The sequence below is a fragment of the Streptomyces sp. NBC_00620 genome, assembly GCF_026341825.1.
Taxonomy (GTDB): domain Bacteria; phylum Actinomycetota; class Actinomycetes; order Streptomycetales; family Streptomycetaceae; genus Streptomyces.
In genome coordinates this window covers 922,249-946,516 of the sequence record NZ_JAPENY010000003.1, presented here as the reverse complement: position 1 = coordinate 946,516, position 24,268 = coordinate 922,249, and the positions used below count along the sequence as shown (strand labels likewise).

The 24,268-nt window shown below is 70.0% G+C and carries 21 protein-coding genes; 12 read left to right on the top strand and 9 right to left on the bottom strand.

The features are described from left to right. Nucleotides 1–3: 3 nt before the first annotated feature. Nucleotides 4–561 carry an SDR family oxidoreductase gene (locus OG246_RS35510; protein WP_266472822.1) on the bottom strand — a complete coding sequence of 186 codons (558 nt, stop codon included), beginning with the start codon at nt 559–561 and terminating at the stop codon, nt 4–6. Between the two features lie 184 nt (nt 562–745). Here OG246_RS35510 and OG246_RS35505 point away from each other — a divergent pair, with 184 nt between their 5' ends. Then, a complete protein-coding gene (locus OG246_RS35505) occupies nt 746–4,627 on the top strand; it encodes a BTAD domain-containing putative transcriptional regulator (RefSeq protein ID WP_266472821.1) in 3,882 nt (1,293 codons plus the stop codon). A 32-nt stretch (nt 4,628–4,659) separates the two neighbouring features. On the opposite strand, the gene OG246_RS35500 is transcribed toward OG246_RS35505, so the two are convergent. Beyond that, complete coding sequence (locus tag OG246_RS35500) at nt 4,660–5,331, bottom strand: ScbR family autoregulator-binding transcription factor (RefSeq protein WP_266472819.1); 672 nt, start codon at nt 5,329–5,331, stop codon at nt 4,660–4,662. A 181-nt stretch (nt 5,332–5,512) separates the two neighbouring features. Between OG246_RS35500 and OG246_RS35495 the strand changes: the two genes are divergently transcribed. The 3 genes from OG246_RS35495 (at nt 5,513) to OG246_RS35485 (ending at nt 8,546) form a co-directional block, all read left to right on the top strand. After that, nucleotides 5,513–6,475 carry a ScbA/BarX family gamma-butyrolactone biosynthesis protein gene (locus OG246_RS35495; protein WP_266472818.1) on the top strand — a complete coding sequence of 321 codons (963 nt, stop codon included), beginning with the start codon at nt 5,513–5,515 and terminating at the stop codon, nt 6,473–6,475. A 222-nt stretch (nt 6,476–6,697) separates the two neighbouring features. Next, nucleotides 6,698–7,870 (top strand): acyl-CoA dehydrogenase family protein, encoded by a 1,173-nt coding sequence (locus OG246_RS35490; RefSeq protein WP_266472815.1) that lies wholly within the window; start codon nt 6,698–6,700, stop codon nt 7,868–7,870. Further along, complete coding sequence (locus OG246_RS35485) at nt 7,863–8,546, top strand: HAD family phosphatase (protein ID WP_266472813.1); 684 nt, start codon at nt 7,863–7,865, stop codon at nt 8,544–8,546. The genes OG246_RS35490 and OG246_RS35485 overlap by 8 nt, the downstream gene beginning before the upstream one ends. A 59-nt stretch (nt 8,547–8,605) precedes the next feature. On the opposite strand, the gene OG246_RS35480 is transcribed toward OG246_RS35485, so the two are convergent. After that, entirely contained in the window at nt 8,606–9,184 is a 579-nt protein-coding gene (locus OG246_RS35480) for a TetR/AcrR family transcriptional regulator (protein WP_266472811.1), read from the bottom strand. A gap of 421 nt (nt 9,185–9,605) precedes the next feature. On the opposite strand from OG246_RS35480, the gene OG246_RS35475 reads away from it, so the two are divergent. The 5 genes from OG246_RS35475 (at nt 9,606) to OG246_RS35455 (ending at nt 14,683) form a co-directional block, all read left to right on the top strand. After that, nucleotides 9,606–10,628 carry a substrate-binding domain-containing protein gene (locus tag OG246_RS35475; RefSeq protein ID WP_266472809.1) on the top strand — a complete coding sequence of 341 codons (1,023 nt, stop codon included), beginning with the start codon at nt 9,606–9,608 and terminating at the stop codon, nt 10,626–10,628. Nucleotides 10,629–10,839: 211 nt separating this feature from the next. After that, on the top strand, nt 10,840–13,275 hold the full coding sequence (locus OG246_RS35470) for a nitrate- and nitrite sensing domain-containing protein (protein ID WP_266472807.1): 2,436 nt from the start codon (nt 10,840–10,842) through the stop codon (nt 13,273–13,275). 11 nt (nt 13,276–13,286) lie between these two features. Continuing rightward, a complete protein-coding gene (locus tag OG246_RS35465; RefSeq protein WP_266472805.1) occupies nt 13,287–13,715 on the top strand; it encodes a roadblock/LC7 domain-containing protein in 429 nt (142 codons plus the stop codon). 1 nt (nt 13,716) lies between these two features. Continuing rightward, nucleotides 13,717–14,073, top strand: a complete 357-nt coding sequence (locus tag OG246_RS35460) for a DUF742 domain-containing protein (RefSeq protein ID WP_266472804.1) — start codon at nt 13,717–13,719, stop codon at nt 14,071–14,073. Continuing rightward, the gene (locus tag OG246_RS35455) at nt 14,060–14,683 is read left to right on the top strand and encodes an ATP/GTP-binding protein (RefSeq protein ID WP_266472803.1); all 624 of its coding nucleotides are present in this window, start codon (nt 14,060–14,062) and stop codon (nt 14,681–14,683) included. The genes OG246_RS35460 and OG246_RS35455 overlap by 14 nt, the downstream gene beginning before the upstream one ends. Nucleotides 14,684–14,862: 179 nt before the next feature. Here the strand turns inward: OG246_RS35455 and OG246_RS35450 are convergent, their stop codons facing one another. From OG246_RS35450 to OG246_RS35440, 3 genes are all read right to left on the bottom strand, one after another. Continuing rightward, nucleotides 14,863–15,528, bottom strand: coding sequence for an NAD(P)H-binding protein (locus OG246_RS35450; protein ID WP_266472802.1), 666 nt, complete (start codon nt 15,526–15,528; stop codon nt 14,863–14,865). Between the two features lie 175 nt (nt 15,529–15,703). Further along, the gene (locus tag OG246_RS35445; protein WP_266472801.1) at nt 15,704–16,252 is read right to left on the bottom strand and encodes a DUF1062 domain-containing protein; all 549 of its coding nucleotides are present in this window, start codon (nt 16,250–16,252) and stop codon (nt 15,704–15,706) included. 89 nt (nt 16,253–16,341) lie between these two features. After that, on the bottom strand, nt 16,342–16,557 hold the full coding sequence (locus OG246_RS35440) for a hypothetical protein (protein ID WP_266472800.1): 216 nt from the start codon (nt 16,555–16,557) through the stop codon (nt 16,342–16,344). 580 nt (nt 16,558–17,137) lie between these two features. Here OG246_RS35440 and OG246_RS35435 point away from each other — a divergent pair. Then, nucleotides 17,138–18,922, top strand: coding sequence for an ABC transporter ATP-binding protein (locus OG246_RS35435; protein ID WP_266474949.1), 1,785 nt, complete (start codon nt 17,138–17,140; stop codon nt 18,920–18,922). A gap of 87 nt (nt 18,923–19,009) precedes the next feature. Here the strand turns inward: OG246_RS35435 and OG246_RS35430 are convergent, their stop codons facing one another. The 3 genes from OG246_RS35430 to OG246_RS35420 all read right to left on the bottom strand — a co-directional run bounded on the left by OG246_RS35430 (nt 19,010) and on the right by OG246_RS35420 (nt 22,036). Beyond that, a complete protein-coding gene (locus OG246_RS35430) occupies nt 19,010–19,435 on the bottom strand; it encodes an HPP family protein (protein ID WP_266472799.1) in 426 nt (141 codons plus the stop codon). A gap of 493 nt (nt 19,436–19,928) precedes the next feature. Then, a complete protein-coding gene (locus tag OG246_RS35425; RefSeq protein WP_266472798.1) occupies nt 19,929–21,350 on the bottom strand; it encodes a HAMP domain-containing sensor histidine kinase in 1,422 nt (473 codons plus the stop codon). Further along, nucleotides 21,347–22,036 (bottom strand): response regulator transcription factor, encoded by a 690-nt coding sequence (locus tag OG246_RS35420; RefSeq protein ID WP_266472796.1) that lies wholly within the window; start codon nt 22,034–22,036, stop codon nt 21,347–21,349. Before OG246_RS35420 ends, OG246_RS35425 begins: the two co-directional genes overlap by 4 nt. A gap of 334 nt (nt 22,037–22,370) precedes the next feature. Here OG246_RS35420 and OG246_RS35415 point away from each other — a divergent pair, with 334 nt between their 5' ends. Beyond that, nucleotides 22,371–23,777: a ferredoxin reductase family protein gene (locus tag OG246_RS35415; RefSeq protein WP_266472795.1), complete on the top strand. Its 1,407-nt coding sequence runs from the start codon at nt 22,371–22,373 to the stop codon at nt 23,775–23,777. Nucleotides 23,778–23,887: 110 nt separating this feature from the next. Beyond that, on the top strand, nt 23,888–24,130 hold the full coding sequence (locus tag OG246_RS35410) for a hypothetical protein (protein WP_266472794.1): 243 nt from the start codon (nt 23,888–23,890) through the stop codon (nt 24,128–24,130). The last annotated feature ends 138 nt before the right edge of the window (nt 24,131–24,268 follow it).

Genomic DNA, 24,268 nt, shown 5'->3' with positions numbered 1-24,268 from the left:
CGGCTAGGGGTGGCCGAGACCGCCGTCGACGGGGAGCTGGGCGCCGGTCGTGAACGTGGCGTCCGTGGCGAGGAACAGCGCGGCCCGGGCCACCTCCTCGGCGGAGCCGAGTCGCCCCAGCGGTGGCAGGGGTGCGGCGTCGCCGGCCGGTGCCTCGATACAGCTCGGGGCCACCGCGTTGACGCGGATGCCGCGCGAGACGAGCTCGGCGGCGAGCGTGCGCACGGAGGCCGGGGTCGGGGCGGCGGCGGTGAGCACCACCGCGCCGCCGTCGTCGAGGTGCGGCAGCAGCGGACGAGCGGTCGGTACGGCGTCGGCGAAGACGAGGTCGACGCCGCCGGGGCCATTGCCGTCGACCGGTCCGAGGGCGGACTCGACGGCGTCCGGGGCGACCACCCGGGCGGCGGAACCCAGTTCGGCGCTCGCATACGCCCGCTCCTGCGCGGTGCCCGCGGTCAGCAGGACCTCCGCGCCGCCCTCCACGAGCCGCTTGGCGATGGCCAGACCGATCCCGTTGGCCTGGTCGACGACCACGGCCCTCCTGCCCGCGTACCTGGTCATGGCTGCCGCTCCTTCCTGGTGGTTCCGCTGCCGGGCACCCCACGTCGCCCGGCGGGAACGACTGTGCGCGCCGGCGCTTCGGAGAGACTTCGGAGCCGCTTACGGTTCGCTGATGGTCGACCGTCGCCGCAGGTGGGCGCCCTGCACGCGGGCCCGCCGCGGCCGGACATGTACGGTTGCCCGCATGCGGTTCGGGGTGCTCGGGGCACTGGTGGTGTGGGACGACGAGGGGGAGACGGTCAGGGTCCCCGAGCTCAAGGTCCGGGCACTGCTGGCCGATCTGCTCACGCACGATGGGAAGCCGGTCTCCGCCGACCGCCTCGTCCAGGACCTGTGGGGCGACGAACCGCCGGGCAAGCCGACCGGCGCACTCCAGGCCAAGGTCTCCCAACTGCGCCGGGTCCTCGGCCGGGACCGCGTCGTACTGCAGGCCCCCGGCTATCGTCTGCGGCTCGACCCCGCGGCCGACGAGGTGGACGCCGGCCGGTTCCACGCCCTCGTGGCCGAGGCCCGCCCCGTCCGGGACCCGCACACCAGGGCCGTGCTGCTCACCGAGGCGCTCGACCTGTGGCGGGGGCCCGCCTACGCCGACTTCGCGGACGAGGAGTTCGTACGGGGGGCCGTGCGGCGACTCACCGAACAGCGGCTCTCCGTGCTGGAGGAGCAGGCCGAGGCCCGCCTCGAGGCCGGGGACCATGTGATGCTCGCCGGCGAACTGGCGGACCTCGTGGCCAGCCACCCCCTGCGGGAGCGTCTGCGCGCCCTCCAGATGCGGGCGCTCTATCTGACCGGCCGCCAGAGCGAGGCCCTCGCCTCCTACGAGTCCCTGCGCTCCCGCCTCGCCGATGACCTCGGCGTCGACCCCGGCCCCGCCCTCAGCGCCCTCCACCAGGCGGTACTCCGCCAGGACCCGGGGTTGGGCCAGACCTTCGGCATGGCGCCCGGAACGGGCATGCGGGCACCCGATACAGGCATGCAGGCCCCTGGTGCGGCTGCGGTGGCGCCGGGCGCGGGTGCGACCTCACCTGGTGAGGCCGTGGTTGACCGCGGTGGCGCTGTGAGGGTGTCCGGTACGGCCATGACGGCGCCGAGCGCGGGTGCGACCTCACCTGGTGAGGCCGTGGTTGACCGCGGCGGCGCTGCGAGGGTGTCCGACACGGCCGCAACGGCACCGGGCGCGCCCGTTCCCGCCCTCGGTACCGGTGAGGCCGCGGCTGTCCCCGGCGGCGCTGCGAGGGCGTCGGGTAGGGCCACGACGGCCCCGGGCGTGGGTGCGATCTCACCTGGTAAGGCCGCGGTTGACCGCGGCGGCGCTGCGGGGCTGTCCGGTACGGCTACGACGGCACTGGGCACGGGTGCGATCTCCCCCGGTGAGGCCGTGGTTGACCCCGGCGGCGCTGCGAGGGTGTCCGACACGGCCACATCGGCACCGGGCGCGCCCGCTCCTGCCCTCGTTACCGATGAGGCCGCAGCTGCCCCCGGCAGCCCTGCGGAGCTGTCCGACACGGCCACAACGGCACCGAGCGCACCCACTCCCGCCCCCAGAACCACCGCGACACCCCCCGCCCTCACCCCACCGGCCCCGAACCCCCTCGCCGGACCACCCCACTCGAACCTCCCCGTCCCCCTGACCCCCCTCATCGGCCGCGCCGAAGCCCTGACCGGGCTCTCCCAACTCCTCACCACCGCCCGCCTGGTGACCCTCACCGGCCCCGGTGGCGTGGGCAAGACCCGGCTCGCGGGGGCGGCGGCCGGGACGGCGAGGGCGGATGAACTCCCCGACGGCGTCTGGCTCGTGGAGTTCTCCGGAGTCCGGGGCGGTACCGCCGCCGACCTCGCCCAGGTCGTGGCCTCCGCTCTCGGGATCCGGGACGACGCCCCGTCCGCACTGCCGGGCGCCGGAGCTGGGGTACCCTCGCCGTCCCCGGCGCACCGCCTCGCCGCGGTCCTTCGGGACCGCCGCACCCTGCTCGTCCTGGACAACTGCGAGCACGTGGTCGACGCCGCCGCCGAACTCGCCGAGCTGCTGCTGCGCACCGCGCCCGGGCTGCGGGTGCTGGTCACCAGTCAGGAACCGCTCGGCTTGGCGGGCGAGGCCGTGTTCCTCGTGGAGCCGCTTGGAACCGACGACGCCGTACGGCTGTTCACCGAGCGTGCCGCCGCCTCCGCCCCCGGCTTCTCGCTCGACCCGGACGCCGCCGACCCGGACGACCGCGCCGCCGTCGCCGAGATCTGCCGCCGGCTCGACGGCATCCCGCTCGCTCTGGAGCTCGCCGCCACCCGCGTACGCGCCCTGGGCGTAAGGGAGTTGGCGGCCCGGCTCGGCGACCGGTTCCGGATCCTGACCGCCGGGCAGCGAGGTGCGCCCGCCCGTCAGCAGACGCTGCGGGCGATGATCGACTGGAGCTGGGAGCTGCTCAGCGCACCCGAGCGCATCGTCCTGCGCCGCCTCGCCGTGCACAGTGACGGCTGCGACCTGGCCGCCGCCGAAGCGGTGTGCGCGGGCGACGGCGTGGCCCGCGAGGAGGTCCTCGACCTGGTGACCCGGCTCGTCGACCGGTCGTTCGTGGTCGTCGTGCAGGGCCCCACCGGCCCCCGTTACCGGCTCCTGGAGTCCGTCGCCGCGTACGCGATGGAGCGCCTGCACGAGATGCAGGACCTGACCGCCGTACGCGACCGCCATCTGCGCCACTATCTCGCGCTCGCCGAACGCGCCGAGTCCCGGCTGCGCTGTGCGGGCCAGCGATCCTGGCTCGCCCGCCTGGACGCGGACGCCGGCAATCTGCGCGCGGCGCTCGACGAGGCGGTGCGCTGTGCCCCCGACGGGCAGCCCGAGGAGGCCGTACGACTGGCCACCGCGCTGTCCTGGTGGTGGCTGCTGCGCGGCCGCCTCACCGAGGCACGCCGCAGCCTGTCGACCGTCCTCGCCGCCGCTCCGGACGCCGCCGCCCCCGAACTCACCCTGGTGCACGCCGCGTTCGCGCTGCTCACCGGCGACCCCACGGAGGCGACGGCCACGGCGGCGGCCGACGCCGTCCCCGATCCGGTACGCCGGGCCCGCGCCCTCTGGCTGTGCGCGTACGGCCTGTTCAGCGCGGGCGAGGCGACCGCGAGCGCCGAGCTGAACGCCCGGGCCCTCGACCTCTTCGACGCGGCCGACGAGCAATGGGGTACGGCTGCCGCGCTTGGCCTCCGGGCCACGCTCGCCCTGGTCCGCGGCGACCTCGGCGCACTCGGCCGGGACGGACTGCGCAGCGCCGAGCTCTTCGGTGAACTGGGCGACCGCTGGGGCGAGTTGCAGACCGTGTCACCGCTCGCCGCGCTCGCCGAGATCAAGGGCGAGTACGAGGAAGCAGCCCGCCTGCAGCGGGAAGGGCTGCGAATGGCACGGGAGTTGGGCCTGGAGGCGGAGGTGTCGGCGCGGCTGTCCGGGCTCGGCCGACTCGCGCTGCTCGCCCGCGACTGGGACCAGGGCCGGGCCCTGCACGAACAGGCGCGCCGCAGCGCCGCCGAACAGGGCTACAGGTACGGCGAAATCCACGCCGAGATGGGCCTCGCACTCGGCGCCCGCCGCTCGGGCGACCTCGATGCGGCACAGGCACACCTGCTGCACATCCGCGACGGCCACGCCGACGTCTCCTCGGAGGCGGGCGACCATCTGCTTCTCGCGGAACTCGGCTTCATCGCCGAAGTCCGCGGCGACGCCGGTCAGTCGGTCCGCCATCACCTGCACGGCCTGGACGTCGCCCGCTCCCTCGGCGAACCGCGCGCCCTCGCCCTGTCCCTGGAGGGCCTCGCAGGCGCGGCCTCCCTCGGCGGACCGGGGATGCCGGCCGAGTGCGCCGCGCTGCTGCTCGGAGCGGCGGACGCGGCCCGCAGAGGGGTGGGCGCCCCGCTGCCGCCCGCCGAGCGCGGCGACGTCGACCGCGTCGCGGCGGCGGCACGGGCTGCCCTGGGCGGACCGGCCTTCACGGAAGCCTTCGAGTGCGGCGCAAGGCTGACCGCCGAGGAAGCGGTGCGCCATGCCCGTACGGCCCTCGACTGGCCGGAGAACGCGGCTGGTTGAGGGGGTCGTCCCACAGTTCGGTGTCCGGAGCCTCAACATCGTCGTGGCGCGGACGGACACAGCTGGATGTCCTCCTCGGCCGACGGAATGATCGTCCGCACCAGCGCGGTCGTGCGCTCCACCAGGTCGGCACGGTCGTCGAGCACCCAGGAGATGTGTTGGGCGCCGAAGAAGGCGGAGACCAGCACGGTGGCGAGCGTGTCGGGCGGCGGAAGTTCGTCCCGCGCACCCGTCTCGCGATCCCTGGCCAGCCACGAGGTGATCAGCTCGGTGTACCCCTGGAAGGGCAACGGAAGCCGAACGCCGATCAGTTGGCGTTCGAGCTGGAGTCGTGCCCCGGCCTGGAGGACCGTCTCGTCCCGGAACGCCGTGGCCGTCCGCAGCAGCAGCTCGGCCACGGAGCCGATGGGCGAGAGGTCCAACTCCTCGACCACGTCGGCGATCTCGCCGATCCGGCGGTAGAACAGGTCGGTCACCGCGAGCGCAAGGGCGTCCTTGTTCTCGTAGTGGAAGTAGACGGCGCCCTTCGTCATGCCGGCCGCCTCGGCCACGTCGAGGATCGTGACCGCGGGATAGCCCTTGGCGGCGAACGCCTGGGCGGCGGCCGCGAGTATGCGCTCCCTCGTCCGCACCGCCCGCTCCTGCTTCAGCTCCCTGGTGCCCGCGGGGAGTTGAGGGCCGAAAGCATCGCCGGCGATTCCCATGATGATCCACTTTCGCTCTTTTGAAGAAACCTGCTCGAAGGTATATTTGGCGACCGGGGGGCAGGCTGCGTCGGCTTGACCCGATTTTTAGGGGGAGACGAGGATGTATCAGGGTCGGCTACGGCGAGAAACTCCAGGTGAACCGGTCCTTGCGGATCCGGAGCTCGAATTCCAGCGGACGGTGGCCCGACGTCTTGTGCACCGGGCCGCCGTGGCGGAGGTCTTCGTCACGGATGCGGTGGTGCTCGGCGAGGACCACTTCCTGATCGGCAGCCAGTGGCCGCGCGACCACACGCTCTACCATCCGGACGTCCACCGGAGAAGCGACCCCCTGCTGTTCGCCGAGACGATCAGACAGGCGCTCGTCTACCTCGCCCACTGGCACTACGGAGTCCCGCTCAGCCACCGCTTCGTGGGGTACGACATGGACTTCGAGATCACCGACCCGGGCGCCATGTGTGTGGGCGGCAAGCCCTTGCCGGTGGAACTGGACGCGCGCTGGCAGTGGACCGACCGCCGGCCGCCCCGCCGCTACGGCGCCCGCCTCGAGGTGACACTCTCCGTCGGCGGCCGGAGCTGCGGCCGCGGCAGTCTGCGGGTCGTCGCGCTCGACGAGCGCAGCTATCGGATCATCCGCGGGCGCATCGGCGGAGCCGAGTCCGCCGCCGTCCCGCCCGAGGAGCCGAGCCTTCGGCTGGCGCCGGGCCTGGTCGGCCGGCTGCGGAACAAGGACAGTGTGCTGGCCCCCGGTTCGTCGGCCGCCGAATGGCTGCTGAGACCGGACCTCGATCACGCCGTTCTCTTCGACCACCCCACCGACCACCTGCCGCTGATGGTCCTGCTGGAGGGTTTCCGCCAACTCGGCCACCTGATGACCCATCCTGCGACGCCGCACCCCGGCGGTCCCGCACTCACCCTGGTGTCGGCGGCCGTCGACTGTCTGGCCTTCGGTGAAGTCGGCGTACCCACCCGCCTCGTCGTGCACGAGGACGTGACGGCCGTGGACCCATGGGCCGAACGCCGACTGCGCCTCGACGCGCTCCAGGGCGACACGCCGATCGCGAGCTGCGCTTCGGTGTGGGCTCCGATGCGACCGGCGACGGCAGGGGAACTGCCGGTCGGTCTGCCCGTGCCCTGTGCCTGAGGTCTGAGCGCGGACGTCACCGTCCCGCACGGGCACGCACCAACTCCCCATGCCCCGCCTCCACTTGTTGTCTGCGGCATGGTCGGCGAGCCGCCACATACCGTCGGGAAGGAATTGTACTGAAGGGTGGCCAAAAATCGAAGGCTTCCCTGTACGCGCTTTCCATGCCTGGCGGCATGCCTCAACAGCCCACGTCTGATTGCCGATTGACAGAAGGACGTCATGACTGACGCCGAAATACGACGAGTTCGCGCCACACCGCTCGGTCAAGGCGGCGCGCTGAGCCCGGAGGCCGTTCGGCGGGCGGCCGACACAGCCCGTCGGGACTCCCGTGAGGCCCAGCGCGAGCGGCGGTTGACACCGGGGACGGTCGCCGCCCTGGAAGCCGCGGGCTTCGCACGCCACTTCGTCCCCCGGCGCTGGGGCGGCGAGGAAGGGACATTCGGCGAGGTGTTCCGCGCGGCCGTCACGGTGGGAGAGGGATGCGCCTCGGCCGCATGGTGCGCGGTCCTGTGGGCGGCACACGGACGGTTCGCATCGCTGCTGCCCGAGGAGGGGCAGAAGGAGATCTGGGGCGAGGGGCCCGACGTCCGGATCGCCGCCGCCCTCATGCCCCGGTCGGGCAGCGCGTCCAGGGCTCCCGGAGGATGGCTGCTCCACGGCGAGTGGGACCTGGCCAGCGGCGTCGACGGCGCCCACTGGATCCTGCTGGTCGCGCCGGAGGTCACGGAGCCGGATCGTCCGGCACGCCTCTTCGCTGTCCCCAGAAGCCTCGTGACCGTCCACGACACCTGGAACGCCACGGGGCTGCGCGCCACCGGCAGCAACACGGTCGTTCTCGACGCGACCGTGGTGCCCGAAACCCGCAGCATCCGCCTCGCCAAGTTGTTGGCCGGCGACGACACGGGCGTGCCCCGGTGCCACGCGGCGCCCGCCCACCTCGCGGGCGGCCTCATGTTCTGCGCGCCCGCGGTCGGCGCCGCCCGCCGCGCCCTGGCCGTCTGGACCCGGTGGGCCAAGGCGGACACCCCCGGTGACGTACGGCCCCTGGACCGCCCCTCCGTGCAGGAGCGTCTGGCCCGCTCGGCCGCCGAGATCGACGCGGCCGAGCTGATGCTGCGTACCGCGGCGCAAAGGGCGGACACCGAACCGATCACTCCGGGGGCGGTCGCCGTCAACCGCCGGGACGCCGCCGTGGCCGTGGAGTGGCTGGCCACCGCGGTCGACCGGCTGTTTCGCACCGGCGGCGCCCATCTTCGCGACGTGGACGGTGAGTTGCACCGGCACTGGACGGACGTCCTGACCGTCGCCTCCCACGGCGCACTGCGCCTGGAACCCGCCGCGGAGGCCTTCGCGCGTTCCCTCGACACCGTCGGCGGGTCCGACGATGCCTGACACGCCCCGCCGGCTGGTGTTCAGCGACGTCGACGAGACGCTGATCAGCGGCAAGAGTCTGTTCGACTTCCTGGACTTCTACTTCGCCGCCCGGCACGGCACCGACGGAGCCCTGCACGCGGCCGGAACACGGCGTCGTATCGCCGCCCTGGTGGCCGGAGGCGCCCCGCGTGAGGTGGGAAACCGCGCGTACTACGAGGCTTGGAGGGGCGAACGTCTCGACGTCGTGACGGCCTGGGGAACCGAATGGTTCGCGCAGCGCAGCGCCGTGCCGGGCTTCTATGTGCCGGCCACGCGCACGGCACTGCGCGAGCACCGGGAGGCCGGGGACCGGCTCGTTCTGGTCTCGGGTTCCTTCCCCGCGGTGGTGGACCCCGTCGCGGCCGACATCGGCGCCTGCCATGTGCTCTGCACCCGCCCCGAGGCGAGGGACGGGATCCTCACCGGAGCGGTGACCGGAGAGCCGTGCATCGGGGAGGGCAAGCGGAGAGTGGTACGGGACCTGGCCGAGGGTTACCCGGACACCGACTTGGCCGACTGCTACGCGTACGGAGACCATCCGTCCGACCTGCCGATGCTCACGGAGGTCGGACACCCTGTTGTGGTGGGCGGCAGCGCGGAGTTGCTGGCGGCGATACCCGGGGCCCGGGTTCTGCCGGTGGGTGCGGTGGTCTGAGACTCCGGGGGACTGGAGCCGCCGGGGAGTGTCTGCCGTTGTTCCGCCCCGGTCTGCCGTCACTCCGTGTCATTGACGGAGAGCAATTGCCAGACCTGGCGCACCTGTTCGGCGTTGTCGCCGATTCCGGTCGCCGGTGCGGTGTAGTACATCCCGAACATCAGGGCCACCACGAGCGAGCTGATCAGTTCCGGATGCTGCCGGTTGGTCAACTGCTCCTTCTCCTGGGCGTCGCCGACGAGCCGGGTGAGCGCGGCCGAAATGTCGACGATGAGGGCCGGTACCCGTCCCTGGGTGCAGGCCTCCTCGGACGCGAGTCGGAGACCGGCGCGGAAGCGCAGGTCCGACTGCATACGGCGGACGAAGCCGATCGTGACGTGGCGCAGGCTCGTCAGCGGCGGGTCGCCCTCACCGATCTCCTGCAGCAGCTCGTGTCCCACCCGGTCGAACGCGGCGGTGAACACGGCGGCGAGAGCGTCCTTGGACGGGAAGTGGGCGTACAGCGCCCCCTTGGTCATGCCGACATGGGCTGCGATGCGCTGGAGATTGGCGCCCGCGTAGCCATGGCGCGAGAACTCGTGGGCCGACGCGTCCAAGAACCGCTCGTGAGTCCTCGAAGCCCTTTCCTGTTTCACCATGATGCCCCTCCGTCGACACTCGGTCACTCGCAATAACAGTCGCTGACGAATCTTTTCTTGCCGACGGACCGCTTACAAGCCTGGAAGGGGGATACGGCTCAGTTGTGACTGCGGCTGGTCGGGCTGCGGGAGCCTCGCAGGTCGTCGAGGGCGTGGCCGACGCTCGTCGGCGAGTTCGTGGCGGGTGCGGCGGATCGGGCCGGAGGGAAGCCCCCTGCAGGCCGGTTGGGCGTGCCGGACTCCGCGTCTCGGGCATGTCCGCCGGACACCCTGAGCAGGTGCTCACTTGACTACCAGGCGTCACACGCGCTTTGCTCCGGCAAGCGATAGTCAGACAGTCGGTCCACATCTCGCCGACGGTCGTACCGACTTGACGCCCCCCATCCGCTTGCCCGGCCGCACAGCGAGGTGCTGCACCACCATGAACATGACTCCCTCACGTCACCTGTCCGGCAGTTGCGTGCGCGGCACGGCCCTGGCCTCCGCCTTCGCCGCCGTCTGCCTGCTCGCCGCAGGCTGCTCCTCCTCCGGCGGGTCGGAATCCGGCAGCGACGCCGCCCCGGCCGGCCAGGCGGGAACTCCCCGGCTCAAGATCGCCCTGATCACCCACAGCGCCCCGGGGGACGTGTTCTGGGAGCTGGTGCAGAAGGGCGCGCAGGCGGCGGCCGCCAAGGACAACATCGACCTGACGTACACGAACGACCCCGTCGCCACGGGTCAGGCGGACCTGGTGCGGGACGCGGTCGCCGACCGGGTCGACGGCATCGCGGTGACCCTGGCCAAGCCGGAAGCGATGAAGAGCGCGGTCGGCCAGGCCGAGGCGGCCGGCATCCCCGTTGTCGGCCTCAACTCCGGTATCGACGCCTGGCAGTCGGAGGGCCTCCTTGAGTACTTCGGCCAGGACGACAGTGTCGCGGGCCAGGCCGTCGGCGACAGACTGGACGGCTACAACGCCAAGCACGCCCTGTGCGTCATCCACGAGCAGGGCAACGTCGGACTGGAGGCGCGCTGCGCCGGTGTGAAGAAGACGTTCGGCGGCGACACCGAGAATCTCTACGTGAACGGCGCCGACATCGACACGGCGACCGAGGCCATCACGGCCAAGGTGCGGCAGGACCCGACCATCGACGAAGTCGTCACGAACGGGGCGGGCTTCGCACTCGCTGCGGTGAAGTCCGTGAAGGAGGCGGGCAGCAAGGCCAAGGTCGCCACCTTCGACCTCAACACGGACCTGGTCAAGGCCGTGCAGTCGGGGGATGTGCAGTTCGCGGTGGACCAACAGCCCTATCTGCAGGGCTATCTCGCCGTGGACTCGCTCTGGCTCTACAAGACCAACGGCAATCTCAGCGGCGGCGGAGTGGCTCCGGTGCTCACCGGTCCGGCGTTCGTCACCAAGGAGAACGTCGCCGCGGTCGCGGAGTTCGCGGCCAAGGGGACCCGCTGATCCGCCGCCGTCATATAACGGCGTGACCAAGGTTTCGGGTACTCACCGTGTGTACGGTCACTTGTACGGATAGCATCCTGCACACCCCTTGGGGTTGTACGGACATACGGTCACCCCCGCCGCGCTCGTCCGAAACCCCGCCCCCGCTCACCATGCCCGCTCCCTCACCCCCCGCAGCCCACATCCGCTTGTTGATCGCCCTAGGACGACCATGTCTCCACGGACAGGTGCCCGGCGCCGTCTCGGGTCCATACGACTCTCGCTGATCCTTCTGGCTCTGGTCCCCAGCGTCACCCTCGCCGCCATCTGGGGTGTGACGACGATCCAGATGTTCTCCGAGGGTCTGCGGCTGCTGGACCAGACCGGACTGAGCAAGTCGACCGGAGCCATGGGCACCGAGGCGACGCTCGCGCTGCAGCAGGAACGCAGCCTGTCGGCCGTGCTGTTGGCCTCGCCCGACAGCTCCCGGACCGCCCTGGACGAGCAGCGGAAACGTACCGACGAAGAGGTCGCCAAACTGGTCGGCCAGTCCGATGCGATCCAGCAGGCCCCCGAGCGGATCGCCGACCGGATGTACTCGGTCATCGCCTCGATGGGGAGCCTGGAGTACTACCGGGGCCAGGTGGACAACCCCACCAACATGACCGGCGACCAGGCACTGGCCCAGTACACCTCGATCATCGACGACCAGATCCACGCCTTCCAGGAACTCTCCCAGGTCGACGACGGTGACCTCACCTCGCAAGCCGGGCCGCTCGTCGCCCTTGAGCACTCGGCGGAACTGGTCTCCCAGGAGGACGCCCAACTGCACCTGGCCTGGCCGTCGGGGCGGCTCGACGAGAAGTCGTGGGACCAATTCACGCAGCTGGTCAACGTACGGCGCTGGCTCGTCGAGGACCAGCTCCAGCCCTCGGTGCGCGGCACGTTGAAGACACAGACCGAGCGGGTCCTCCAGAGCCCGGAGTGGAAGACCCTGGAGGCCGTCGAGGACCAGGTGCTCGCGGCCCGGGCCAAGGGCCTCACCGATGACCGCGAGATCGCTCTGCCGGACGCGCAGAAGCGGTGGAGCGCCGCACTGGCCAAGCTCTCGGACGAGTACACGATCCTGATTCGCCAAGAGACGGCCGCGCTGCTGGAACGCAGCGACGACAAGGCGCAGGGACTGCTGATCAAAGCGGCCTCGCTGAGCGCCGGCGGACTCGTCGCCCTGCTGGTGTGCGTCGTGATGTCGTGGCGCATCACCCGGTCCCTCTCCCGTCGGCTGCGCGGACTGCGGATCGCCACCCTCAGCCTGGCGGAGGAACGGCTGCCCGACGTGGTCGCCCGCCTCGACCGCGGCGAGAAGATCGACATGGCGTCCGCCGCGCCCCCACTGGACTACGGCAGGGACGAACTCGGCCAGGTGGCACAGGCGTTCAACACCGCGCAGCGCACGGCCGTGCACACCGCGGTGGAACTCGCCGACACCAGACGCGGCTTCCAGAAGGTGATCCTGGGCATCGCCCGGCAGAGCCAGAACCTGGTCAACCTGCAGCTCAGCAAGCTCGACACCCTGGAACGCGAGCACCAGGACCCGCAGATCCTCAAGGGCCTGTACGAACTCGATTCCAACGCAAGCCAGTTGCGCCGGTACGAGGAGAACCTCGTCATCATCAGCGGCGGGCAGCCCCGGCGCAGCTGGACCGAACCGGTCGCGCTGATCGACATCCTGCGCAGCGCCATCGGTGAGATCGCCGAGTACCAGCGGGTGGAGGTGCACACCGATGAGGAGGTGTTCCTCACCCCGCCCGCGGTGGCGGACGTCATCCACCTGCTGGCCGAACTCATCGACAACGCGACCGCGTACTCACCCGCGCCCAGCCCGGTCGGGATGCGGGCCGGGATGGTGGCCAAGGGACTCGCCGTCGAGATCGAGGACCGCGGCCTGGGTATGTCCGAGGAGGACTACGCGGCGTTCAACGCCCAGTTGGCGGTCCCCCCGCAGTTCGACGTGGTGGCGCTGGCCGACGACCTGCGGCTCGGCATGTTCGTGATCGCCCGGCTGGCCACCCGGCACGGCATCGCCGTCACGCTGCGCTCCTCGCCGTACGGAGGAACCACCGCGATCGTGCTCATCCCGCACGACATCGTGGTGCGGGAGCCCGGCGAATCCCCTTCCACGGACAAGGAGTCGGCGGGTTCGGCGGACTCCCCGGCCCAGGAGTCGGCCGCAGCCGCGAAGGGCTCCACTGCGAACACTCCCGGCCCGGAGCGGCAGACCCACGAGCGCTCGCGGGAGACCCAGCCCGTCGCCCGGGTTCGGACGGCCGCGGCCTCTCCGACCGCCGACGCGTCCCGGTCCGCCTCCGGCATGCCCCACCCGGACGCGAGCGAAGGCGAGAGCGGGGGAGAACTCTCCCCGCTGCCGCGCCGGGTACCGCAGACCAGCCTGGCCGCCGAGCTGCGGGAGGACTCCGGGCCCACCGTGGCCGCTGACGACTCCTTCGAGGACTTCAGCGCCGAGCGCGCGGCCTCCTCCCTCGCCGGCTTCCAGCGCGGAACGCTCCAGGCGCGTGACGACGCCACGGATACGACGGGCGACCAAGGGGAAGAAGCCGCACCGGAAGGCGCATCCGTCACCTCGACTCCGCCCGCAGACCGCTCATGAAGGACAGAGAAATGACACGTCCCGTCCCCGCTACGCACAGCCAGCTCGACCAGCTGCTCACCGGACTGGTGGAACGGGTCGCCGAGGTGAACCACGCCGTCGTGCTCTCCGAGGACGGACTGGTCGTCAGCAGGTCCACGGGCTTCCTGCGGGACGACGCCGAGCGGCTGGCGGCGACCGCGTCCGGCCTGATGAGCCTCAGTAAGGGCGTCAGCATGGACTTCCGAGGCGGCCCCGTGCGCCAGGCACTCATCGAGATGGCCAACTGCTATCTGATACTCAGCACGGCAGGACCCGGCGCCCACCTCGCGGTGCTCACCAGCCAGGGCGCGGACGTCGGCGTGGTCGCGTACCAGATGAACATGCTGGTGAAGAAGATCGGCGAGCACCTCAGTGCGGCACCCCGCGCCGGCATCGCCATCACCGACAACGGCGAGTGAGGTGAACGGAGGCGACGCGGCGGGCCGTCTGGTACGGCCGTTCACGCTGACCGGCGGTCGGACCCGGCCCAGCCGCGCCGACTTCACCCTCATCACGATGGTCACCGCGGTGGACCCGCCGCCCGACCGGGCCGCCCGGCCGCAGCCCGAGCACACGCGGATTCTGCGGCTGTGCGCGCAGCCGGTCGTCGTGGCGGAGCTCGCCGCCAAGCTCGACCTGTCGGTGAGCGTCGTCTGCATCATGCTGTGCGATCTGCTGGAAGAGGGCCGGATCACCGCCCATGCGCCGCGCCAGATCTCCCGAACCTCGGACATGGACCTGCTGCAGAAAGTGAGGGACGGCCTTGGCCGGCTCTGACCCCGTCACCCAGGGGACCTCGGCACCCGATGCACCGGACACGGTCAAGATCCTGATCGCCGGAGGATTCGGTGTCGGCAAGACGACCATGGTCGGGTCGGTCAGCGAGATCGTCCCGCTGCGCACCGAGGAACCGCTGACCTCGGCCGGCCTGGACGTCGACGACCTCAACGGCATCCCGGAGAAGCACGCCACCACCGTGGCCCTGGACTTCGGCCGGATCACGCTCAGCCAGGAACTGATCCTCTACCTCTTCGGCACGCCTGGGCAGCAGCGGTTCTGGTTCATGTGGAACGACCTCGCCATCGGCGCTCTGGGTGCGGTGGTCCTCATCGACGTACGCAGGCCGGAGTCCAGCTTCGCCGCGATCGACTTCTTCGAGCGGCGGGACATCCCGTTCGTCGTCGGCGTCAACGGCTTCCACGGAAAGCATCCGTACGACCCCGAGCAGATCCGTGACTCACTGGCGCTGCCGGAGGGAACTCCCGTACTCCTCTGTGACGCCCGGGACCGCGAGTCGTGCCGGGACGTACTGATCGCCCTGATCGACCAGTTGATCGCCACCTCGGCCCAGAAGAACAGAAACGGCAGGCCCAGCCGGAGTCTGTGACGCACACGCTCCTCGGGCTGTCGCAGGAGTACGCGGTGCCGCTGTCGAGGCGTTGGGCCGGATGCGGATCGGCATCGAGCCGCTTCCCTCTGTCGTCGAGCCGTCAAGGTCCCGGCCGCGCTGGTGAAGTGCCATCGCTGGATTCCGGTGATTTCCGGCGGCCTGCCGTCCGTACGTCTCTACGCGCCGAGCCGGGTGATCTCGTCCGTCCGCAGAATGCGGGGTCCGGAACCGTCGAGCCGGGCGACGGCGATCATCGCCCGCCCGAGGTGCTCGGTGCTGGTCACGTAGCGGGGTGTCACGCGGCGCAGGAGTGGATAGAGCCAGGACGTGATCCGGTAGGCCACTCGGTACCACCGTGTTCGGGAGGTCTCCCCGTGGACGGGCTGGATCCATCCGGGACGGAAGGCGTACGCGCGCATGTCCATGGCCATCAGCGCGTTCTCCGTCCGGCCCTTCACCCGGGCCCAGAAGGCTCGCCCCCGTTCCGTGCTGTCGGTGCCTTCCCCCGACACGTACACGAATGTCAGGTGCGGATTCCCGGCCGCCACGACTCGCGCCGCCTCCATCGCGTAGCCGTACGTGATCCTCTCGTACTCCTCGCGATTGCGCCCCACCGACGACACTCCGAGGCAGTAGAAACACGCGTCCGCCCCTGACAACTGCGCCGCGATCGGGGTGAGATCGGAGAGGTCGGCGTGCCGCACTTCGCGAAGCTTCGGTGCGTTCTTGCCGAGCGGTCGCCGTACGACGGCGATGACCTCGGCGACCTCGGGGTCTTCCAGGCATGCGCGCAGGACGCCTTGCCCGACCATGCCCGATGCACCGAAGAGAACTACCTTCACGTCGACTCCGTTCCAGGTTTCGTACTTGAGGGTTCCATGATCAGCCCATTGCAGGTGAACGGTCGCCACCGGAATCCGGTGTTTTCCGCGTACGACCACATACCGAGTGCCGCGTTCGGTGGACCAGGGCCTGTCCGGCGCGTCTTGCCGGACAGGCCCTGGTCCCGAGGAGGGCTCAGTGCTTGAGCGTGAAGGTGAAGTCGCCGGAGAGCTTGCCGCTCAGCCGGACGGCCGAAACGAGCTTCCCCTCCGTGATCAGGCGCTCGACCTCGGCCCGCGAAAGACCGCAACCTTCAGCGATCAGTCGCACCGGCCGGACCGGGATCCGCGCCGCGAAGCGGACCGATACGTCGATCACCTCGCGGTCCAGGTGATCCGATCCGCCGGTGTCGAGGCGCCAGGCGTCGTCCCAGTCGAGGGCGATGCGATTACGGCGCCGCACGACCGGATCCTGGAGCAACTCAGCCGTCAGACCAGGGTCGTTGTCGTGCATCCGGTCCAGCAGCTCAGGTCGTACGGAGCGCACATTCATCCGCTCCAGGATCGTGAGCTTGGCCGTGTCCCCGCATGCCGTACAGAGCACGAGGAGCCATGCGTCGAGGAGCTTGTGGTTTGCGTTGACGCGAAATTTTCCGCTGGTCCGGAAGCGTTCGGACGCGCACGCGTGGCAACGGCGGAGAACGGTTGGCAGGCAGGTGGGCATGACCACCCAGATATTGAGCACAGAAGTACACCGGTTTCAGTGAGAAGTCCGCAGCAAAAAGGAGCGCGGCGCACATGCGCGACGCGCGACAGATCAGCTCTCGGGAGGTCTCACAGGGTGTACAACGGCACGTCCTTACCCAGACGACTTGGCTCGGCAGCACGGTAATGGCGCACAGCGGCGCCGTTCCACTGGTTTTTCGAACGCCTCAGCGCGACAGGATCTCGACGTACCCGTCCGTCCATCAGGCCGCCGACCTCCGTCACCAGGCCCGCGATTCCGACGAACAGCGGCGACCAGCTGGGGTCCGTGTAGGCCGTGACCATGCTCCGTCGCACGGCCGGTCCCACCACTGGTTCGATGTGACCGCGAATTTCAGATGCGGTGGACAACTGCCTCGCCGCCGGCTTCTTAAACTCGCCTCAAGAAAGCCTCCTAATGTCTTCCGTGTCGAAGCCGGACGGCTCCGGCGAAAGGAACCACGCGGCAGTTGAGCTGCGCTTATGGAGGAAATATGAGCTTCAAGAAGGTTGCCGCCATCAAGCACGTCAAGGACGCCAAGCCGGCGAAGCCCGCCAAGACCAAGACGGCGAAGCCGAAGCCCCGCAAGCGCCCGATCAAGCACTGAACGGTTCCGGGGTGAAAGGCGGGTCCGCGGCAGCAAGTCGCGGGCCCGCTTCTGGCATGTCGGAGCCCGATTCAGGAGTGGCAGTGACCTCATACGACGATCAGCAGACGATGCAACTGCGCCTGGCGCAGGTGCCACCCGTAAGAGGCCGTCACCGCCGAGCCGGTCTCCTGCGCCCGCACGGCACCCAGACGCTCGTAGGACTTCAACCGGAGCGCGTCGCCGCCGACCCCGCCGAGACGGAGGGCGGCGACACGGCCGCGGCGCCACAGCTCACCATGCGGCAGGCGTTCTCCCGCTTCTGGCCACTGACGAAGGACGACCGGCGCTGGCTGGTGCTGATCTGCAGCTGTGTCGTCGTGGCCGCGCTGTGCGAGACGGCGGCGATCCTGCTGTTCGGTGAACTGACCGACCACGCGCTCCAGAAGGGCTCACTCAGCGCCTTCTGGGTACCGGCGGGCCAGTGGCTCGCCGTCGCGCTCCTCGGCGCCGCTGTCGGATACGCCGGCAACTCGGCTGCCGTGTGGACCGCGGAGCGCTTCGTCATGCGGCTGCGCGCTCGCGTCTTCGGGCACGTCCAGGACCTGCCGCCGGACTTCTTCCAGCGACACCGCCAAGGCGACCTGGTGGAGCGGTTGACGGGAGACGTCGAGTCCATCGAGGAGATGGTCGTCTCCGGCGTCGTCGGCATCGTTTCCGCGATCTTCAACGTCGTACTGTTCTCGGCCGCGGCCCTGTGGCTGCGCTGGGACCTGGCCCTCGCCACCTTCACCCTGGCCCCTGTCCTGTGGTTCACGGCCAGGAAGTTCTCCGCGCCGATCAAGTCGGTCGCACGCGAGGAGCGCGTTGCCGACGGAGCCATCACCTCGGTCGTCGAGGAAGCACTCGGCAACGTCGTGCTCACCCAGGCCTACAACCGCAAGAACGCCGAGGAGAAGCGGCTGCGGCGCGAAGCCCGCGCATGGATGCGGGCTTCAGTGACCGGGGCACGCATGAGTGAACTCTACGAACAGGCCGTGGAAGTCATCGAGACGGTGTGCGTCCTCGGAGTGATCGGACTGGGCGCCTGGGAAATCTCCCAGGACCGCATGACCATCGGTCAACTCCTGTCCTTCGCCGCCTTCCTGGGCTATCTGTACCCGCCGCTGCGCAGCCTCGGCCAACTCGGCCTGACCATCACCGCGGCCACCGCGGGCGCCGAACGGCTGCTGGAAATCCTCGACACACAGTCGGCCGTCACCGACCCGCCCGCGCATCGGGCCGTCATCCCCTGGCGCGTGCGCGGGACCGTGCAACTCGACCGGGTCGGCTTCCGCTATCCGGGACAGGACGCGCCCACCCTCCACAACGTATCCCTCACCGCACGGCCCGGTGAATTCGTCGTGGTCACCGGACCGAGCGGCGCCGGCAAGTCCACCATCGCCAAGCTGCTCCTGCGCTTCTACGACCCCACCGAAGGAAGTGTCCGGCTCGACGGTGTTGCCCTCGACACCATTCCGGTGTCCTACCTGCGCGAACACGTCACCCTGCTGCCCCAGCAGACCTTGATCCTGCACGACACCATCCGCGAGAACATCGCCTGCGGCCGCCCCGGTGCCACCGATCGGGAGATCGATCAGTCGGCCCGCTCCGCGGCCGCCCACGGCTTCATCGCCGCACTCCCGCAGGGCTACGACACCCCCATCGACCCCCACACCGCCCGGCTCTCCGGCGGGCAACTGCAGCGCATCGCGATTGCCCGCGCGATGCTTCGCGACGCGCCCGTACTGATCCTGGACGAGCCCACGACCGGACTGGACGCCCTCGCCGCCCGTCGTGTGATCGGCCCGCTCCGCGAGCTGATGTCCGGCCATACGACCCTCATGATCACTCATGACCTGCAGCTGGCTCCGCAGGCCGACCGTATCGTCGTACTCGACCACGGGCGGCTGGTGGAAGGCGGGACACATCACGAACTCCTCGCCCGCCGCGGGGTCTACGCGGAACTGCAAGGAGCACCTCACGGCGTCCGGCTCAAGAAGGCCGGACCCACCGACGCCCGCTTCGACGAAACCAGTTGGTGAATGCCGTACGACCGCCCCCGCCAGGCGAAGCCGTACGACGGTGTCGGCTCACCACCAGGTATCACCACCAGGTATCACCACCAGGTATCACCACCAAGAGGTGGGATAGACCTCTCGCTGCAGACGGGCGGAGACCATCTGCACCGCGACGAGCAGCGCCGCACCGGCGGCCAGCAGGGGTACGAAGCGGTTGGCGGACGGGTGGGTGACCATGATCATGACTGCGGTCGCCATGGCGGGCGGATGGGCCGCCTTGAGCACGAGCACGAGTCCGCAGGAGATGCCGCAGGCCACGGCCGCGGCCCACGGGCCGTGCCAGCCGAGGGCGAGCACCGCGAAGCAGACGAGGCAGGACAGCATGTGGCCGCCGATGACATGGCGGGGCTGGGCGAGAGGAGACTCGGGAGTCGCGGTGACGATCGCCATCGTGGCGGCGAGCGGTGGCACAAGCACCGTCTGGTGAGTGAGCGTCCCCAAGGCCACCAACACGGCCAGCCCGACGGACGTGGTCACGGCCGCCGATGCGACCGTGCGCCGTGGCGGCCGTGGTTCGCTGTTTTCCCGACGGCGAACGGGAGGCCGCTTCGCCAGGCGGGTCGGGGCGTTCACGGCTTCCCGTATCCCGGGCGCGTCACACGCCATGAATACGACATACCTGTCCCGATGGAAGGCCGACAGCTACAGAAGGGCCGACAGCCGTCGATCTGCCCAGCCGACGACACGCGGCATGCCTCCGCGGCACGTGGGGAGAAGGAGCGATCTCGGTCCTGCCGGGTGGGGCGCACACCTTCGGGGCGCACGGAAGCAGCAAGGGAACTCCTCGGAACCGTCCCCGCTTCCGGCCCACGGCGGCTCGTCGTCCGTGAAGACGGGGATCACGCCCTGAATCCTGACGCCGCAGGCCAACGCCTGTCCAAGCCCGCCTCGTTATCGCTCGATCGAGGGCCTCTATCGAACCGCTTGTGCCGAGGCCACCGAGCAACAGCCGTTCCGCGCCTCCATGGTTCTATCCACGTCGGGAGTGTGCGGGGGGAGTGACGCGGGCGGAGGCAGGAGCGGCCTGTCGCAGTGGGATGGCCAGCGTCGCTTGGAGGCCGCCGCCGACGGCGTCTCCCAGGGTGAGCGTGCCGCCGTGGAGTTCTGCCTGCTGCTGTACCAGGGCGAGTCCGAGACCGGAGCCGTGACTGCGGGGCCGACGGCCCCGTGCGAAGCGTTCCTTGACGGCTTCCCGTTCATCGGCGGGGATGCCGGGCCCGTCGTCGGTGACGGAGAGGTAGACCAGCGACGAGTCCCATACGAGTGATGCGTGGACCTGCCCGTGGGGTTGCCGCCCGTGGAGGGCCGCGTTGTTGAGCAGGTTGTCCACGGCCAGCCGCAACCCGGCGGGCCAGCCCTGGACGCGGGGAGCGCTGCCGGCAGCGAGGGACAGGGAGTAGGTGGTCGTGGGATGCCGGTGCTGCGCATGTCGTACGGCTTCATCCAGCAGCGCGGGCAGATCCACCGTGGCACGGGGCGGGAGCGCACCGGCATCTCCACGGGCGAGGATCTGCAGGCCCTCCAGCAGTGTCGTGATGCGGTGATGCTCGACGACCATCGCGTCGAGGGCTTCCTGTCGCTGGGCGGCGGGGAGGTGCGGGTTGCGCTGCAGGGTTTCCAGGTTCATGCCGATGGTGGTGAGGGGGGTACGCAGTTCGTGCCCGGCGTCGGCGGTGAAACGGCGGGTGGCGTGCATGCTGGTCTGGAGCTGGCCCAGCATGCGGTTGAGGGAGGCGGACAGGTCCGCCACCTCCTGCGGCCGGGTGACTGTGGGCAGCTCCTGGTGGGTGTCGGCGGGGCGGATGCGTTGTGCGCCGGTGCGGAGCCGCTGCAGAGGCTGCAGGACCACTCTGGTGATCAGCCACACGCCGCCTGCCGTGAACAGCATGGACAGCACGGCGACGCCGGCCACGATGCGGGTGTTGTCGGCCAGCCGCTGTTCGATGGGGCCGAGGTCTTGAAGCACCTGAAGGCGTTCGCTGCCGGTGTCTTCCACGGGCTGCACCAGGGAACGCCAGGTCTGGCCACCGGCTCGGATGGTGCTCAAGCCGTCCGAGGTGGGGACGGGAATGTCGACCGTGAGCTGGTCACCGCGCTGGGCGACGATCTCGTTGCCGGAGATGAGCCGGACCAGGGACTGGCTGCCGGCGAGGAGGCCGCCGTAGTCGTCGCTCCCGACCCGGTCGGCGCCGTCTCCCGTGGAGAGGAGTTTGTCGGCGTCCTCCTGCACCTTGGTGGCGCGGGCGGTGAGCTGCCGGTCGACGTCGGTGCGGTCACGGTGGTCGATGCGGTCCACGATGACGAGGCCGGCGACGCCGACCACGAGGACCACCAGGAGGGCGACACTCGCGGTGATCTGTGAGCGCAGGCTGCGCGGCAGGGGGAGCCTCATGTCCGCAGCGCGAATCCGACGCCGCGCACCGTCTGCAGGATCCGCTTCTCGCCGTCGGCCTCGAGCTTCTTGCGGAGGTAGCCGATGAAGACGTCGACCACGTTGGTGTCCACGTCCCAGGTGTAACCCCACACCTGTTCAAGCAGCTGGGCGCGGCTGAGGACCTGGCCCGGGCGCTGGGCGAGCGCCACCAGGAGATCGAATTCGCGTGTGGTGAGCCCCAGCTCACGGCCCGCGCGTGTGGCCTCCCGGCGGGCGGGTTCGATGGTGAGGTCGCCCAGCAGGAGAGGGCGCTGCCGACTGCCTTCGTGGAGGCGGACCAGCGCGTGCAGCCGGGCGGCGAGCTCGGCGACCGAGAACGGCTTGACCACGTAGTCGTCGGCGCCGGCCGCAAGACCCGCCACCCGGTCGTCGACCTCGTCGCGTGCGGAGAGCATGCAGACGGGAATGGTGCGCCCCTGCAGTCGCATACGCCGTACCGCCTCCACCCCGCTGATGCCGGGCATGACGACGTCGAGCAGGACGACCGAGGGCAGCTGCGCGGCGATCGCGTCCAGACCGGCCTCCCCGTCGGGGGCCTCGTGGACGTCGAAGCCCTCGACGGACAGTCCCAGCCGCAGGGCCTGGCGGACGCCTTGGTCGTCGTCCACCACGAGCACCAGCGGCTTTCGCCGGGAAGCCGACATCGCCCCTCACTTTCCGTGCCGGGCGAGACACCCAAGCCGTATCGCGATTGCGGATGACCGGGTCCGGACGAGACGGACGGGCCCGTCCGGCCGTCCACGACCAGGATGGCTGATCTTTCACAAAACAGATTAAGAACGGCGTGGCCACGCCGCTGCCCGCGCCTTCTCAAAGGCGTCATGCCTTCTCGAAAGAGCCGCGCCTTCTCGAAGGAGCCGCGCCTCCTTAAGGCGCCACGCCTTCTTAAAGGCGCCACAAAAACGCCCTCCACGCTGGTCGTCGAAGCGCCCACCAGGGTGCCTGTCACCCCCGTCACATGTCCGAGGGAAGGTAGTGATGACCACATCCAATGCGGCGGCCACCGGCCACCGAAGGCCGCCCGCGCCGCAGCACGGCGCCCTCAGGTTGAGCCTCGCCGACCTGTTGGGGCCGGCCGCCATCGCCTCAGTGGTCGCCGTCGTATTCCTCTGGATCCGCAATCAGGGCCTGCTGAGCCTGGCCACCGTGGACACCGCCGTCGGATCGCTCGGCCTGCTCACCGGGCTGGTCTCCGCCGATCTGATGCTGCTGCAGGTCGTGCTCCTGGCCCGGATCCCCTGGGTCGAACGGTCCTGGGGCCACGACCTGCTCACCAGGCGGCATCGCTGGATCGGGTTCGCCTCGTTCTGGCTGATGATGGCGCACGTCGTCCTCTTCGCAGTGCAGCGCATTTCCCGGGACCCGGCCAGTGCTCTGGACGAGCTGTGGAAGCTGTTCATCACCGACCCGTGGATGCTGTTCGCCACGATCGGCACCATCGCGGTGATCATGGTGGTCGTCACGTCCGTCCGGGCGGCCCGTCGCAGGCTGCGCTACGAGTCCTGGCACCTGCTCCACCTGTACGCCTACCTCGGCGTCGCCTTCACCTTCCCGCACATGCTGGAGGACGGCGCCGACTTCCACGAGGCCTGGGCCCGCACCTACTGGTGGACCCTGTATCTGTTCGCGGCGGGCGTCACCGTCCTCTATCGGCTCGGCTGGCCCGCCTGGCGCTCCCTCTACCACCGCCTGCGCGTGGCAGAGGTACGCCCCGAAGGGCCCGGGATCTTCTCCGTCACCATGCGCGGACACCGGCTGGACAGACTGCGCACCGAGTCCGGACAGTTCTTCATCTGGCGCTTCCTCGACGGCCCCGGCTGGTCCCGCGGCAATCCGTACACCCTCTCCGCGGCGCCCACAGCCGACCGCCTGAGGATCACGGTGAAGATCGCCGGAGACGGAAGCGAGCGCCAAGCCCGGCTCAAGCCCGGCACCCGCGCGCTGATCGAGGGCCCGTACGGCACGCTCACGGCACGGCAGCGGCGTCACCCCCGCATGCTCCTGATCGCCGCCGGCATCGGTGTCACTCCCATGCGAGCCCTGCTCGAGGACACCGCCTACGCCCCCGGGGAAGTAGTTCTCCTCTACCGCTACACCGAGGCGGAACACGCCGTGTTCGCCGACGAGTTGAGGCAGATCGCCGGCCGGCGCGGTGTCGAACTGCACTTCATGCCCGGCCCCCGCCGCGCCGACGACTCGTGGCTGCCGGCAGGCGTCGGCACCCATGCCGATGACGCCCAAGTGCTCAAGGAACTCGTCCCGGACGTCGCCAACCGAGATGTGTACGTCTGCGGTCCGCCTGCCTGGCTTTCCGCGGTCCGCAAGGCAACCAGGTCCGCCGGCGTGCATCGAGACAGTCTGCACACCGAGGAATTCGCCTGGTAACCCGTAACCGTAAACCGTGAACCGTAACTCGTAGTCCATAACCAGAAATCGATAACCCGTAATCCGGTGGAATCCGCCGACCGTAATTCGCAATACCTGAAGGAGTAACCATGCGCCGCATCACCCTTTGGCTCACGGCCACCCTCGCCGTGACCGCCCTTCTCTTCGCCTACCAACTCAACCTTTCCGGGAGCGGTGCGAAGGGAGGCGAGACCAAGGACGAGGAACCCGTCGCAACGGCCCCTGCCAGCCCTGGCACCGACGCGTCCGCGAGCCCCGTCGATCAGGCGAAGCCCGGTGACGACACACCGGGCGACGGCGAGCACGCCGGCAAGCCGGGCGAGAACAAGTAGCTCACCGCCTTGCGCCCTGCCCGCAACATCCTGAGCTGCTGGGACCGCCCTTGACGGGACCGACGGTCCCAGCAACTCGCCATCCCGAGCCGCACCTTGGACCGGGATCACCGCACCTACGTCCACGGTGCGCTGCCC

Coding starts and splice junctions, on each gene's coding strand:
- OG246_RS35470 (WP_266472807.1), top strand. CDS start 10,840: ATGTCTCCACGGACAGGTGCCCGGCGCCGTCTCGGGTCCATACGACTC.
- OG246_RS35425 (WP_266472798.1), bottom strand. CDS start 21,350: ATGAGGCTCCCCCTGCCGCGCAGCCTGCGCTCACAGATCACCGCGAGT.
- OG246_RS35410 (WP_266472794.1), top strand. CDS start 23,888: ATGCGCCGCATCACCCTTTGGCTCACGGCCACCCTCGCCGTGACCGCC.
- OG246_RS35500 (WP_266472819.1), bottom strand. CDS start 5,331: ATGGGAATCGCCGGCGATGCTTTCGGCCCTCAACTCCCCGCGGGCACC.
- OG246_RS35415 (WP_266472795.1), top strand. CDS start 22,371: ATGACCACATCCAATGCGGCGGCCACCGGCCACCGAAGGCCGCCCGCG.
- OG246_RS35435 (WP_266474949.1), top strand. CDS start 17,138: ATGCGGCAGGCGTTCTCCCGCTTCTGGCCACTGACGAAGGACGACCGG.
- OG246_RS35440 (WP_266472800.1), bottom strand. CDS start 16,557: ATGGTCACGGCCTACACGGACCCCAGCTGGTCGCCGCTGTTCGTCGGA.
- OG246_RS35475 (WP_266472809.1), top strand. CDS start 9,606: ATGAACATGACTCCCTCACGTCACCTGTCCGGCAGTTGCGTGCGCGGC.
- OG246_RS35510 (WP_266472822.1), bottom strand. CDS start 561: ATGACCAGGTACGCGGGCAGGAGGGCCGTGGTCGTCGACCAGGCCAAC.
- OG246_RS35505 (WP_266472821.1), top strand. CDS start 746: ATGCGGTTCGGGGTGCTCGGGGCACTGGTGGTGTGGGACGACGAGGGG.
- OG246_RS35465 (WP_266472805.1), top strand. CDS start 13,287: ATGACACGTCCCGTCCCCGCTACGCACAGCCAGCTCGACCAGCTGCTC.
- OG246_RS35490 (WP_266472815.1), top strand. CDS start 6,698: ATGACTGACGCCGAAATACGACGAGTTCGCGCCACACCGCTCGGTCAA.
- OG246_RS35485 (WP_266472813.1), top strand. CDS start 7,863: ATGCCTGACACGCCCCGCCGGCTGGTGTTCAGCGACGTCGACGAGACG.
- OG246_RS35420 (WP_266472796.1), bottom strand. CDS start 22,036: ATGTCGGCTTCCCGGCGAAAGCCGCTGGTGCTCGTGGTGGACGACGAC.
- OG246_RS35480 (WP_266472811.1), bottom strand. CDS start 9,184: ATGGTGAAACAGGAAAGGGCTTCGAGGACTCACGAGCGGTTCTTGGAC.